Origin of the sequence: Paenibacillus sp. P22 (assembly GCF_000469945.2) — a bacterium.
Lineage (GTDB): Bacteria > Bacillota > Bacilli > Paenibacillales > Paenibacillaceae > Paenibacillus_O > Paenibacillus_O humicus.
Window position 1 is genome coordinate 1 of sequence record NZ_CBRA020000254.1, and the last position, 13,746, is coordinate 13,746.

Annotated in this window: 13 protein-coding genes; 10 read left to right on the plus strand and 3 right to left on the minus strand. The window is 59.6% G+C overall.

Annotated features, from left to right (window positions below; genetic code table 11):
- On the minus strand, window positions 1-567 hold a 567-nt coding region (locus BN871_RS24900; RefSeq protein ID WP_232313342.1), incomplete at its 3' end, for a glycosyltransferase.
- A 15-nt stretch (window positions 568-582) separates the two neighbouring features.
- On the opposite strand from BN871_RS24900, the gene BN871_RS29490 reads away from it, so the two are divergent.
- Window positions 583-753 carry a rhodanese-like domain-containing protein gene (locus BN871_RS29490; protein ID WP_332310250.1) on the plus strand — a complete coding sequence of 57 codons (171 nt, stop codon included), beginning with the start codon at window positions 583-585 and terminating at the stop codon, window positions 751-753.
- Between the two features lie 56 nt (window positions 754-809).
- Here the strand turns inward: BN871_RS29490 and BN871_RS24905 are convergent, their stop codons facing one another.
- The gene (locus BN871_RS24905) at window positions 810-2,243 is read right to left on the minus strand and encodes a GGDEF domain-containing protein (RefSeq protein ID WP_048749735.1); all 1,434 of its coding nucleotides are present in this window, start codon (window positions 2,241-2,243) and stop codon (window positions 810-812) included.
- A 206-nt stretch (window positions 2,244-2,449) separates the two neighbouring features.
- Here BN871_RS24905 and BN871_RS24910 point away from each other — a divergent pair, with 206 nt between their 5' ends.
- Both BN871_RS24910 and BN871_RS24915 read left to right on the plus strand, forming a co-directional pair.
- On the plus strand, window positions 2,450-4,702 hold the full coding sequence (locus tag BN871_RS24910) for a cation-translocating P-type ATPase (RefSeq protein WP_048749737.1): 2,253 nt from the start codon (window positions 2,450-2,452) through the stop codon (window positions 4,700-4,702).
- Window positions 4,703-4,811: 109 nt separating this feature from the next.
- Window positions 4,812-5,507, plus strand: coding sequence for an MOSC domain-containing protein (locus BN871_RS24915; protein ID WP_048749738.1), 696 nt, complete (start codon window positions 4,812-4,814; stop codon window positions 5,505-5,507).
- Between the two features lie 64 nt (window positions 5,508-5,571).
- Here BN871_RS24915 and gluQRS read toward each other — a convergent pair whose 3' ends face one another.
- Window positions 5,572-6,543, minus strand: coding sequence for a tRNA glutamyl-Q(34) synthetase GluQRS (gene gluQRS, locus BN871_RS24920; protein ID WP_048749740.1), 972 nt, complete (start codon window positions 6,541-6,543; stop codon window positions 5,572-5,574).
- Between the two features lie 269 nt (window positions 6,544-6,812).
- Between gluQRS and BN871_RS24925 the strand changes: the two genes are divergently transcribed.
- The 7 genes from BN871_RS24925 to BN871_RS24950 all read left to right on the plus strand — a co-directional run.
- Window positions 6,813-7,814, plus strand: a complete 1,002-nt coding sequence (locus tag BN871_RS24925) for a hypothetical protein (protein WP_157060390.1) — start codon at window positions 6,813-6,815, stop codon at window positions 7,812-7,814.
- Window positions 7,815-7,882: 68 nt separating this feature from the next.
- Window positions 7,883-8,833 (plus strand): magnesium/cobalt transporter CorA, encoded by a 951-nt coding sequence (corA, locus tag BN871_RS24930; protein WP_048749744.1) that lies wholly within the window; start codon window positions 7,883-7,885, stop codon window positions 8,831-8,833.
- Window positions 8,834-9,072: 239 nt separating this feature from the next.
- Complete coding sequence (locus BN871_RS24935) at window positions 9,073-9,633, plus strand: RNA polymerase sigma factor (RefSeq protein ID WP_048749746.1); 561 nt, start codon at window positions 9,073-9,075, stop codon at window positions 9,631-9,633.
- Window positions 9,630-11,057, plus strand: coding sequence for an ABC transporter substrate-binding protein (locus tag BN871_RS24940; RefSeq protein ID WP_048749748.1), 1,428 nt, complete (start codon window positions 9,630-9,632; stop codon window positions 11,055-11,057). Before BN871_RS24935 ends, BN871_RS24940 begins: the two co-directional genes overlap by 4 nt.
- Window positions 11,054-11,185 carry a hypothetical protein gene (locus BN871_RS29795; protein ID WP_021881175.1) on the plus strand — a complete coding sequence of 44 codons (132 nt, stop codon included), beginning with the start codon at window positions 11,054-11,056 and terminating at the stop codon, window positions 11,183-11,185. Before BN871_RS24940 ends, BN871_RS29795 begins: the two co-directional genes overlap by 4 nt.
- Window positions 11,172-12,527 carry an ABC transporter substrate-binding protein gene (locus tag BN871_RS24945; RefSeq protein ID WP_157053910.1) on the plus strand — a complete coding sequence of 452 codons (1,356 nt, stop codon included), beginning with the start codon at window positions 11,172-11,174 and terminating at the stop codon, window positions 12,525-12,527. Before BN871_RS29795 ends, BN871_RS24945 begins: the two co-directional genes overlap by 14 nt.
- Before the next feature lie 436 nt (window positions 12,528-12,963).
- A partial coding sequence (locus tag BN871_RS24950) for a DEAD/DEAH box helicase (RefSeq protein ID WP_048749752.1) occupies window positions 12,964-13,746 on the plus strand: 783 nt, incomplete at its 3' end.

Consider the following 13,746-nt stretch of genomic DNA (forward strand, 5'->3'; position numbering starts at 1 on the left):
TTTCTTTTTCTCAAACAAGAAGCCGTTATAACCATTTTCAACAACCTCATTATTGCCTATGACATTAGTAGCCACCAAGGGAAGACCAAAATTAAGAGCTTCCAATACCGAATAAGGCATTCCTTCATAAAGTGATGTAATTAAATAAATATTAAATGTTTGAACAAAATCTAATGGATTTTTTTGAAATCCAGTAAGTATTATCCTACCTTGGAGATTATGCTTATTGATCTCAGCTTCTATTTCGTTTCGCATACTGCCATCACCAACATAAACGAACTTGACGTTTTCAAACCTACTTACTATATCTTTAGCTATATAGAAAAATGTCCACGGATCCTTTTGAGGTTCTAACCTAGCTGTTGTGCCTACGATAAATGAACGATGGTCAGGCGTGATCTCCCTTTTCGTTTCCTTGATTCCGTTATAAATTAGTATAGACTTTTTAGGAGAAGTGACCTTATGATGAAGGGCAGTCTTTCTTTCCCCCTCTGAAACATTGATGGTCAAATCAGAAAACTTATCAAGTATCCTTTCAAAAAAACAAAAAAACCAACGCGTCGGCATGTCGCGCTCTCCCGCCTGCCGGACAGCCTCGGCGAGCTTGACGGGGAAGGACCGCTTCTGCTGATCTGCCGCAGCGGCGGACGCAGCGGCCGGGCATGTCAATACTTGCAGGCGCTCGGCTACGATGTCGTCAACGTGCAGGGCGGGATGCTGGCCTGGAACGGAAGCATCGTCCAAGGCGGATAGAAACCGATGAAAAAGGCCTTTCCCGGTCGCCGGGAAAGGCCTTTTTTTCTTTGGTATCATTCCTCTTCCGCAGCGGCTGCGCGATTGCGGCCTGCGGCCTTGGATTTGTACAGGGCCCTGTCCGCACGGGAAATCATCTCCTCGCGGCTCCAAGCTTCTCCGCGTTGGTTCGTGGAGCTACCGATGCTTGCGGTGACGCGGGGAGCGGCGAGAGACGTTTCATGAGGAATATCTGCGGCCTGGATGGCCTCCAGAATCGCATGCGCCATGCCGAGAGCTCCCGCTCGGTCGGCGTATGGAAGCAGGACGGCGAATTCCTCGCCTCCGTACCTTGCGGCGACACCTTTGCCGTCCTGGAGGCAGCCGTCGATCAGCTGGGCGACCTTCTTCAGGACAAGATCTCCCTTCTGATGGCCGTACCGGTCGTTGTACAGCTTGAAGAAATCGATATCCAGCAGCAGCAGCGAGAACGGATGCCCCTTGAGGCTGGATTCCTCGAGCATGCCTTCGAGCAGCTCGTCGAATCTGCGGCGGTTCGAGATGCCCGTCAGTCCGTCCAGGTTGGTGAGCTGCGTCAGCTGCTCGTTCATGGCGCGAAGCTCTTCCCGGGATTCGACCAGGTCCTTCTGCTGCTTGACGAGCCGGACATAGAGGCGGTTGACCTCGTAGATGATGGCGCAAATGAGGACGAAGGCGGACACGAGCGAGTTGAATCTGGACATGTACCAGCCGAACGTATACCTGGAGCCGGCGGGCAAGGAGACGACGATGTCCATCAGAAACGCCAGGAGGGCGACGCTCAGCCAGAGGCTGAGGACGGTTTTTCCTTTTTTCATCCCTACGAGCATGACCAGAGCGACGAAGTTCAGCCCGAGCATGAGCGGCTTGATGACAGCGTTCGTGAGATGATTGAACTTGTCCTGCTCCACGAGCACCGGCAGGCTGTCATGGGCTGATGTCGTTACGACAGCGGCGGCCGCGACGAGGATGAGAATGCCGCAGGTCAGCATGAAAGCCCACAGCGCATTGCGGCTGAATTCGACGGGCCGCTTCTCCCAGCGGTCGGCGAGCAGATAGGAGATGATGCCGGCAGGAAAGCCTGCATGCCAGCATACCCACAGCCAGGAAGAAGTCTGGGAACCGGCGGACAGCATTCCCTTTTCCGTGAAGACGCCGGGATAGGTCAGGATATAGGGAATCATGATGAGGGCCGTGAACAGGTACGTGCAGGCCAGAATAAGAATCGAGAGGTTGCCGATGGCCCTGTACTGGCTGTAGAGCAGATGGGCGGTGAGCAGGTCTCCGAACAGGAACCAGGCGATGAAGGCGGGCAGGAAGGGCTTGACGACCGACAAGGAGAGGTCGCCGAAGGGAAGTGCTGCCGCCGAGATGAGAAGCAGCAGCAAAGTCGCCGAAATCGCAGCCGCGTATTGTCTGCGGGTGGTGGCGATCGTCAGCACTTGATTGGAATAGGGAAGCTGTTCGTTCATTGTCTTACTCCTCGAGGCTCGCTCATCCGGGTTGAATGGGGGCGCGTATATGGACTTCTGCATGGAATTCGCAAGCAGAGCTAGAACCTATATCGGCAGCAGCCTCGCAAATACTGAATCGGAATGGAATGAAGGACCGGCGGCAGCCATATAGTTGATAGGGACGGTTCTATGAATCTAGCTATCGGCAAGGGAGGAGCGCCGGGATGAACGAATTAACGACGGCTGCGCTGGACCTCGGCATCCAGGGCATGAGCTGCACCGCCTGCGCGGCAAGGATCGAGCGGGCGCTGGCCAAGATGGAAGGAGTGACGGAAGCTTCCGTCAGCTATGCATCCCGGATGGCCTGGATCCGGTATGAGGCCGGCAGGCAGCAGCCGGATGCCATCAAAGAAAGAGTCCGCCAGCTTGGCTTCGCAACATCCGAGCCGGGCGACCGGACAAGCCATATGAAGGAAATGGCCGAATTGCGGAACCGCTCGGTGCTGTCGCTGCTGCTGTCCATTCCGCTCTTATGGGCGATGGTATCGCATTACAACTGGCTGGAAGGCGTTCCGGTTCCGGCGCTGGTGAGCCATGCATGGGTCCAGCTTGCTTTGGCGACCATCATCCAGCTATGGATCGGGCTTCCTTTTTACCTCAACGCCTGGAGCGCGCTCCGCGAACGGACGGCCAATATGGACGTTCTGGTCGTGATCGGGACGTCGTCGGCGTATCTGTACAGCCACTATATCGTCTTTAGCCAGGGAATCCATGGCGCTGCCAGCTCAGGCGGAGGGCATGGAGCCCTGCTGCCCGTTTACTTCGACACCGGGGCCATCGTCATTACGGCGGTGCTGTTGGGCAAATACATGGAATCCCGCTCCAGCGCCAGGGCGCTTCGCGAAAGCGACGGATATGCCAAGCTGGCCTCGCGGGACGTTACGGTCCAAAGAGCGGATGAAATCAGCCGCATTCCGGCCGAAAGCGTCCGCGACGGGGATATCGTGCTTGTCGGTCCCGGCGAATTGATTCCGGTGGACGGCATCGTAACCGGCGGCCAATCGGAAGCGGACGAGTCGCTGCTCACGGGGGAGAGCCGCCCGGTGCCCAAGCTTCCGGGAAGCCTCGTATGGGCAGGCACGTTCAATCGCGGCGATACGCTGCGGATCCGGACGGAGAAGACCGGAGAAGGCACGATGCTCAGCCGGATCGGCGCGCTGCTCCGCCAAGCCCAGGCAGCGAAGACGGGAATTCAGAAGAAGGTGGACGCCTGGTCGGCCCGGTTCGTTCCCGTCATGCTTCTGCTTGCCGCGCTCACGTTCGCAGGCTGGCTTCTCTCCGGAAGCAGCGACAGCCTGCGCAGCGCGATGCTGAGCTCGCTGTCGGTGCTGCTCGTAGCCTGTCCTTGCGCGCTTGGACTCGCGACGCCGATCTCTCTGGTCATCGCATCCGGCAAGCTGGCCCGCCAAGGGATCGTGCTGAAGGAGGCGGGAGCGCTGGAACGGCTGGCCCAGCTGGATACCGTCCTGCTGGACAAGACCGGCACGCTTACGGAAGGGCGTCCCGGCGTGACGGCCGTCCACGCTCCCGCTTCCGGATTCGGCCCGGCTGCCGTGCTGCGCCTGGCCGCCGCGGCAGAAGGAGACTCGCGGCATCCTTATGCCCTGTCCATCCGCGGGGAAGCGCGCAAGCGGGGGATCGTCATTCCGGCCGTGGAGCAGGCTCTCGAATGGCCCGGGTTCGGGGCGGCGGCGACATGTTCGGAAGGACGGGCCGCCATCGGGGGCAGGCAGCTCGCAGCGCAGGAGCGATGGAAGGGCATGGGGGGAAGCCGCCTCGTTCGCCCAGGCGCGCGAGGAGTCCGGAGAGACGGTGCTGTTCGTCTCGCTGGACGGCGCATGGCATCGGGGCCATCGCGCTCGGCGACCGGCTCCGTCCATCCTCGGCGCGTGCCGTCGAAGCGCTGCGGCAGGAAGGTCTGGAGCTGGTGCTCGCTACCGGAGACAGCCCCGGGTCCCGCCGCCGCCGCCGCGCGCGAAGCCGGCATCCGCAAGGTGAAGTCCGGCATGCTTCCGGAAGGCAAGCTGGAGCTGATCCGCTCGCTCCAGAAGCAGGGACGCGTCGTGGCCATGGCGGGCGACGGCTGGAACGATGCTCCGGCCTTGGCAGCCTCCGACGCTGGATTCGCCATGGGCGACGGCACGGACGCCGCTCTTGACGCCGGGCATATTACGCTGCTGAGGCCGAGTTTGACCGGCATTCGGGACGCCATCGGAGTCAGCCGGCTGACGGTGCGCAATATCCGGCAGAATCTGGCGTTCGCGTTTCTCTACAATGCCGTCATGGTCCCCGTGGCTGCGCTCGGCCTGCTGGAGCCGTGGATGGCCGGCGCCGCGATGGCGCTCAGCTCGGTGACCGTCGTCGCCAATTCGCTGCGGCTGTCTGGAGGCATCCGCCGGCTGCTGTCGAACCGCTGAGGCGGAGGAGGCCGATTGGACCCTGACTTTCAGGGGTAATATCATTCGGTTTGGAGCAGGTACGTCCGTCCAGCGATATACAACTCCCTTTTGGGAAGGAGGAAGCGGCATGGAAAAAGAGCACGAGGCGGGATATCTCATCTCCATCCAGACAGGCCGGCCGCAGCGTCTCGATTTCAAAGGGCGCTCGGTCTTATCCGCCATCAACAAGACGCCGCGCTCCGGCCCGGTGACGGTTCGCTTCCGCCAAGTCGACGGCGACTCCCAGGCGGAGCCTTCCGTCCACGGAGGTCCGGACAAGGCGGTGCTCATGTTCTCGGCCGACCGTTATCCGTATTGGGAAGAGAAGCTCGGAATCGAACGCAGGCCGGGACTGTTCGGAGAGAATTTGACCGTGGCCGGCCTGCATGAAGAAATCGTGTGCATCGGGGACAAGCTGCGCATCGGAGCCGCCCTGCTGGAGGTGACGGAGCCCCGCCAGCCCTGCTACAAGCTGGGAGCGTGGCTGAAGCAGCCCAAGCTTCCTCTATGGGTGAAGGAAACCGGGTATGGGGGGTATTACCTGCGGGTGCTGGAAGAAGGCGCGGTCGAGGCCGGCAACGCGGTCGAGCTGCAGCGGCATCCGTTGCAGGTGACGGTGAAGGAAGCGTTCGATGTTTTCTACGACCGTTCTCCGGACTGGAGCGCCAAGGCGGAGCGGGTGCTTGCCGTGGAAGCTCTCGGATCGGATTGGCGGCAGGCTCTGCGGAAGCGGTTTGAAAAAGGGGCTGTCGTCCTGCCTGTGGAGCTTCCGGAGCAGGCTTAGCGAACGATTCGCCGCATGGTTGGTTCCTTCATCCTTATGCAGAGTCATGAGACCGCAAGTACAGTTACGGAATTGCAATCAGCCGCAAGTCCTCCTCGCGCACGACAACAGGCGCCGCGGGGACATGCTCCAGGCGGAAGGCCGGCGCCAGCTCGCGGGCAGCGACGGCTTCCGGGCGGTCAAGCAGGCCGCTCCAGTAGGCGAGCAGGCCAACGGCCGCTTCCGGCCGGGCGCCCGTTTCCCGGATGGCGGACAGGGAGATGCCGCCATGGCGCTTGGCCAGCCGCTTGCCGTCCGGTCCCATCAGCAGCGGAACATGGGCGAACCGGGGAGGGGCGAAGCCGAGCGCTTCATAGAGCAGCAGCTGGCGGGGAGTGGAGTCCAGCAGATCGCTGCCGCGCAGCACATCCGTCACGCCCATCAGGGCATCGTCCACCGTTACGGCCAGCTGGTAGCTGAAGATGCCGTCCGCCCGCCGGACGACAAAGTCGCCTCCTGCGCCCGGCGCCGTATGCTGATGTCCGGCGGCCAAGTCGTCGAAGGATACGACACGCGCAGAATCGACGGCCAGCCGCAGCGAGGGCTCTTTGGCCTTGCCGCGCTCCTGCCTCTCCGTCTCGCCAAGATGCCTGCATGTTCCCGGATAGGCGGGGCCTTCCGACGAGAGGCCATGAGGGGCGCTGGCGACGGCGGCGAGCTCCGCGCGGCTGCAAAAGCAAGGGTAGAGCCTTCCCTGAGCCGCCAGCCTGTCCAGAGCTTCCCGATAGAGAGGAAGCCGCTCGCTCTGCGTGTACGGGCCGCGGGCGCCGCCGATGTCCGGGCCTTCGTCCCAGTCGATGCCGAGCCAGCGCAGATCCGCGAGCGCTGCTTCCGCGTATTCGGATCTGGAGCGGGGGCCGTCGATATCCTCCATCCGCAGGATGAACGTTCCTCCTGCGGCTCTTATTTGCAGCCATGCCAGGAGCGCGGTCCTTGCATTGCCAAGATGCATGAGTCCCGACGGGGTCGGAGCGAATCTTCCGATTGTGACAGCCATATCTTTCACTTCTCCTTGCCTTGATGGCTTGTGCCGTCAATTAAGGCGGCCAATTCCGATTATGCTTGGTATAATAGCATTAGCTGCGGAGGCCGCACAAATGGTAAGGAATGAAATCCGCCGTGCAAGAAAAGGGAGATAGGGAGCATAGTCTCGCGTACATAGGGAATCAGGACAATGCCATTCATAGAAACATTCATTCTTAGCCGTAACGGCCTGGGGGCGATCAGGCGGACAAGGCGGGAATGCCGGAGGGGGAAGCGGGAACAATGACCGATAAGAGCGCAGATCCTAACAGCCTGCCTGAGGCGGGAACGGACAGCGAGCTCCGCAGCTTGACGATGCAGCTGGAGGAAGCGGAGCGCGCCGAAGCCATGCTGGCCTTCAACGAGAGGCGCAGGGACAAGCTGCGCCAGGATATTTTCGCTATGGAGCGCAAGATTTTCGAACTGGAGGATGTCAGCCGCAAAGAGCATGAGGATGTGGAGCAGCTGTCCCGCCTTGGCTGGAGCGCGTTATGGCTGAAGCTGACGGGAGGGCTTGAAGAGCAGCTGGAGCTGGAGCGGCAGGAGGCGGACGAGGCCCTGTTCCGCTTGAAGGAAGCGAAGGAGCAGCTGGACAGGTTGCAAACAGAGCTTTCGGAAGTCGGCGTAAGGCTGGCGGAGCACATCGGCCCAACCCGCATGCTTCCCGTCCTGAAGCAAAAGAAGGAGGAGCTGGTCCGGCTGCGCCTGCCGCAGGTCAAGGAGGAGCTGGACAGGCTGGATGCGGAGCTGGCCGGGAAAACGAGCCTGCTGGCGGAGCTTCGGGAAGCCTGTTCGGCCTGCTCCGATCTGAACGGCAAGCTGGGGCAGGCGCTCTCGAGCCTCGAGTCGGCTTCCAACTGGGGCACCTATGATATGCTTGGAGGAGGCATGATATCCACGCATATCAAGCATCGGAGGATGGACGAAGCCCAGGAAGCGCTCGGGGCGGCCCGCAGCGCGGCCAGAAGGCTGGAATCCGAGCTGAAGGATCTCGGGCGCGAAGAAGCGTACCGAATTCCGGTCGGCAGCGGCGCCAGGCTGGGCGATTATTTGCTGGACGGATTTCTGATGGACTGGTTCGTGCAGAGCAAATTTGCGGCTTCCAGGGAAAGTACCCGCGAGCTGCTCGGCGAAACCCGCGCCCTGTACCGTTCGCTTGACGGGGACCGGACTCGTCAGGAGTCGGAACTGTCCGCTCTGCAGCGGAAACGGGAACGGCTGATCCTGGAGGCCGGCCGGGGATAGACGGCAGCCGTGACCGGAGACGGAGGCATCGATCCCGAAGCGGGATTCGCATAGAAAGGAATACAGAGATGATTCGAGTCATGGCGATGGATGTCGCAAAAAAATTGCATAAGAATATCGGCCTGAACGACCTTGACGCGATGGAGGCCGTCTGGTACTGGGTGGACATGGACCGGCCGAACGCGGAGGAGATTTCCTTGCTGGACGAACGCTTCCACTTCCACCCTCTGGCGATCGAGGATTGCCTCCACCTGCTGCAAAGGCCCAAAGTGGACCACTACGAGGATGTCCACTTTTTTGTCATGCATGCGCTGATTCCGGAGACGCTGCATGTCGATGAGGTGAATCTGTTTCTCGGATCGAACTTTGCGGTGACCTTCCATTTCGCCCAGTCGCAGGAAGTCGACGAGGCATGGGAGACGCTCGCCGTACATCCGAAGCATCCCGGAAAAGGCCATCTGATGGCAGCCTACAGCGTGACGGACAAGCTGGTCGACCGTTATTTTCCCGCCGTATACGGCATTGAAGACCAGCTGCTTGACGCCGATCTCAACAGCTCCGGCTACTTGAAGCAATCCGGCATGGACGAGATTTTCACGATACGGGCCAAGCTGCTGAAGCTGCGCAAGACGATCGTGCCGATGAGGGACCTGCTCTACCGCCTCACCTCCACGGAAGCTCTCCCGAGCTTCAAGGACTTCAAAGCGTTCTATCTGGATATCTACGACCATCTGCTGAAGCAGGCCGAGACGCTGGAAGCCTGCCGCGAGATGACGGCCGATCTGCGCGACAGCTTCATGAGCTACAACTCCAACCGCATGAACGGGATCATGAAGACGCTCACGGTCATCACGACGATCTTCATGCCGCTGACCTTCATCGCGGGAGTGTACGGGATGAATTTCATCAACATGCCGGAGCTCGAAACCAGGGTGGGCTATTTCGTCGTGCTTGGAGCGATGGGGCTGATCGCCCTCTGCATGTTCGCCTGGTTCAAGCGCAAGGGCTGGTTCGACTGAATCCGGCTGCAGAACCGATTCGGCTCATTCCGCGGGAAAGAAGCATCCTCATAGGGAGACGTTGTTGCTGAAAAGGCCAGATTTGCAAGCTGTTGTTCAGACAAAAGGCTTCTTTCCCCTACGGAAAGGAGCCTGTTTCATTTTCCTCCCCTTTTCTCCCGCATCCGGTATGATAATGGAAGTAGAAAATAAAGGGAACTTATCCTTTCCTTTCTCGTCCACTTACCGAGGTGAACCCATTGGATTTCGATTATTTGCAATACACGGCGGCGGATTACGACCGCGGCTCCGTCCTCGATCAGCTCATGAAGGCCTACGGCAGGGACGTATGGAATTTCGCTCTCATGCTGACGAGGAACCGGGATTCGGCAGACGATATCGCTCAAGACGTCTTTCTCAAAGTGTACGAGAAGCTTCCCGAATTCAGGGGACAGAGCTCGGTCAAGACGTGGATTCTGACGATTACCCGGCATGCGGCGCTCGACCAGCTGCGCTCCTCCTGGGTCCGCAGGGTCATGCTGCTGGAGTTTCTGCCAGGCGGCCATCATCCATCGGCGGAAAAGGAGCTTTTCAAGCGGCTGCAAAACGAGGAAGTATGGCTGGCGGTGCTCGCTCTTCCGCTGAAGCTGCGGGAGGTGCTGCTTCTGACCTGCCATTACGGCATGTCCATGGAAGAAACGGCGGGGCTGCTCGGAGTCGCCAAAGGAACCGTCAAATCACGGCTTCACCGGGCGCGGGCGGCCATGAACCGCAAAGTAACGGCAAGCGAAGCTCTGAATGTGGGGGGCGAGTGGATATGAACGAATGGGAGAAGCGGCTGTCCGGCTCCTTGCCGGTCGCGAACGGGTTCACCTCGGAACTTGAGCGCAAAGTGAGGGAGCGGGTCGCGATGGAGAAAAAGAAGAGCAGGAAGGTCTGGCTGAGGGTGCTGCCGCTGGCGGCTGCGGCTGTGCTCATGGTCGGCTTGTGGAGATTCGGAGAGTCCCGGCAGCCGCTGCAAGCGGAGGGGATCGGCGCGCTGTCGGGCGACGCCTTCGGGGACAAGGAGTTTACCTTGAAGGTGTTTGGCGGCGGCAGCATGAATTCGGAAACGCTGAAGCGCCAATTCATCATCCGGCATCCATCGGTTGACATAAGCATGAGCGGTCAGTGGGACGGCAAGGGCAGGAGCTTGGCAGACTACCGGAACGCCCTTGATAGAGGAGAGGATGTGCTGGTCGTTCCGACCGCCATTTACAGGGAACTGGCTGCGGAAGGGAGAGTGGTCCCTTTGGAGCCCTATATCCTCAAAGACAAGCTTGATCTGAGCGATATGCACGCGCCTGTGCTGGACGCTCTGAAGGCCATCGGAGGCGGAGAGCTTCAAGGGCTGGCGGGGGAATTCAGCTCCAGCGCGCTGTTCGTCAATCCGGAGCTGTTCGCCAAGAACGGAGTGGAGCTTCCAAGGGAAGGAGCGACGGTGCAGGAAATTCTCGACATCGCCAAGCGTTTCGAGGGGACCGGGACGACGGGACTCGTCACGGAATCGAGGGATAGCGGCAATCCGGCCGAGACGGCGCTGAGGCTTGGTCAGGCAAGCGGCCTTCAGCTCTATGGAGGCGATCCCATGCTCCAGACCTCATACTCGGCTTTGTCCGGCAAAGGGTGGATCACGCTGTTCGACCAGGTTGCAGAGGGCTTCCGCGAAGGATGGATCGCTCCTTCTCCGGATTTGGATTTTAGCGGCAGGAAAGGCATTCCGATGAGCGAGGTCGTGCAGAACGACTTGTTCGGCGGCGGGAAAGCGGCGATGCGGTTCGGCGATACGTCCTTCTATAGGGAGCTCGCTTCAACGGAGGCCGAGCGCCCTGCCGTTGCCGGGAACAAGAGCGAACCTGTCAAACGGAACTGGAAAACCGTTTCCTATGAACTCCATATCAACGCCGTCAACGCGTCCGACCTGCTGGACATGAGCCAGATCTACGTCATTAATGCCAAAAGCGTGAACAAGGACGCCGCTTGGGAGCTGGTGAAGGCGGCGGTGTTCTTGTCCAAAACGGATAAGGATGCCGACAATCGGATGGACTTGCCGGTATTCGAGGAAGCGATGAAGACTCAGCCGGAGGAACGCTGGAGGGCGTTTTATATGGAGAGCGGTTCAAAAAAGCTGAACGAGAACAGTCTGCCTATTTACGAAGGCGCCGACTACCTGGCATTCTATCGGCCGAGGACGGGCAGCAGATGAAGCGCTGGGCAAAGGGCGAGCTTTCCTCCGAGGACGCGCTGGGACTGATTGATAACGTACTCGCGAGGAATCTGCTGGCTCTGGAAAAGAATTTGTTCAGGGAGGGGATCGCGCGTGGCAAGGACTAAACGCTTTTTAGCGGTCCCTTCCTTGATTGCCGCTTTGATCGGCTCCAGCGTCATAGCTGGATGCAGCTCCACTGCAGGCTTGTCGACATCCCAGAGCATCAAAATCGTCGCCGACAGCAAAAGTCAATTCGACACGATGTACCGCGATTACATCGAAGCGGCGTATCCGGGCCTGTCTATCGAGCTGGTGGAGATGAACCCCGATTACACGCGGTCCGTAACGCCCGAGATGTACGAACAGGTCGTGAAGGAGCAGAAGCCGGATCTTCTCCTCATATGGGATCACTTTTATTCCCAGCTGGGCGACAAGCAGCTGCTGGAGGATCTGGCTCCCTACATGAAAGCGTCCGGCCTCCGCAAGGAAGACCTGTACGACGGAATGCCCGAGATGCTGAGCGCGAAGGGAGGCGGCAAGCTGCTTGGACTCTCGCCGGATGTTACATTCAGCGTTCTTCGCTACAACAAGGAGCTGTTCGCAAAGGCAGGAGTCGAATCCCCTCGGGACGGAATGAGCATCGAAGAGGTGTACGAGCTGGCTGGCCGCTTCAATGGCATGAAATCCGGGGGCAAGACAGTGAGCGGCTTGCACATGGGAATCTTTAATACGCCTTCCAGTCTGGTCGGCTCTTACCTTCAAAGCGAAGGCATGTCCGATATAAGCGCGGATGGTACCAGGCTGTTATGGAATGCTCCCGAGCTGGCCTTGGTCCTCGACAAGATCGTCCAGCTGTACCGAAGCGGATCCTTCGCTCTCGAGGAAGACCGGTCCAAGGTCGTGAACGGGGTCAAGGTGTACGATAAGGAAGCGGTCGAGGCGGGAGAGCATTTCGCCAAAGGGCTGGCGGCGATGACCTTCGAAAATTACGGCGGCCAGAAATACGGCTTTGAGACCGGAGAGGTGACGCCGCCGGTGTTGTCCAGGGACCGGAGCCGCAGCACTTTCATCAGCACCGGCCAAATCATGTCGATACCGCGAACGTCCGACCACAAGAAGGCGGCATGGGCTATCATCCGGCTCATGCTCAGCGAGCATATTGCCAAGGCCAAAATCAAGCTGGGGTACCCGCCGGTCCCGATCTCCTCCTATCCCGGCTTAAAGGGCGATTCGATGTTGGACAAGCTGTTCGAGCTGAAGCCTTACATTTACCCGCAGGCCGCATCTCTTCCGAAAGGCTGGGATTCTACCAGCATGCTGGATTTTGACGATGCCTATGCAGAGCTGAAAAACAAAGAAATCACCGCCGCTGTACAGGGCAGCCAGACCGCTTCGCAGGCAGCGGCGAACATCCAGAAACGAGGACAAGAGCTGTTGGACAATGCGTTGGCAAAAGTTGAAAATTGAGCGGCACACGCTGTGGCGAGCGAACGGGTACGGCGATCTCGAAGTTTAAAAATGGTTAAGCCAGGGTGTTTTGAATGTTTGAATTCTTGAATACTTAAAGAAGCCTTGATATCTTGATATCTTGATGTCTTGATGTCTTGATGCGTTTATGTCTTGATGTTCTGAAAGTCTGAAAGTCTGAAAGTTGAAAGTCTTGAACTTGGAGCCGTCCCGCTGGGGGCGGCTTTTCCGGTCGTCATAACGAAGCTCTTAATCATTGATTGGAATCGCTGCGGCATGTGCGGCGAACGGTAGGATTTCTTGACATCCGCAAAATGCTCGGTTTACAGGAGCAGCCGCGTATCGCGGAGAGAAGTTCGAGCCGGCTGCTTGGCGCCGAAGGCGCCGGTTGTGGTAGAGTAGAGTCCGTACATCGATAGAAACCGGAGGGAATGCCATGGCAGAGGTGGATAGACTGCCCATAGACGAAGTCATGCCGGAGCTGCTGGAGGCGCTGGATTCCGGCACGCGTGCCGTGCTGGTCGCCCAGCCGGGAGCGGGCAAGACGACCCGCGTTCCGCTCGCCTTGCTGAAGAGCGGCTGGCTGGAAGGGCGCAAGCTTCTCATGCTGGAGCCGCGCAGGCTGGCTGCCCGCTCGGCTGCGGCGTACATGGCGCGCTCGCTCGGAGAGAGCGCGGGGGAGACGGTCGGCTACCGGGTCAGGCTGGAGACGAAGGTCGGTCCAGGCACGCGAATCGAGGTCGTGACGGAAGGCGTGCTGACGCGCATGCTGCAGGAGGATCCGGCTCTCGAGGCTTACGGGGCCGTCATCTTCGACGAGTTCCATGAGCGGCATCTCAGCAGCGATCTCGGTCTTGCTCTATGCCTGCAATCGGCTTCCCTGCTGAGGGAAGATCTGAGGCTGCTCGTCATGTCGGCGACGCTTGCGGCAGGGAAGGTGTCGGAGCTTCTGGGAGGGGCGCCGGTCATTCTCAGCGAAGGGCGGCAATATCCGGTCGAGACGTTCTACCGGCCGCGAGGAAGCGGCTCCAGGCTGGAGCAGGATGCTGCCGCAGCCGTCCTGGAGGCATTGCGTAAGCAGGAAGGCGACGTGCTCGTCTTCCTGCCGGGCATGGCCGAGATCCGGCGGACGGGAGATGCGCTGCGGCGGCTCGGTCTGCCTGACGGCACGGCGCTTCGCCAGCTGCATGGGAGCATGCCGCTGCGCGAGCAGGACGAG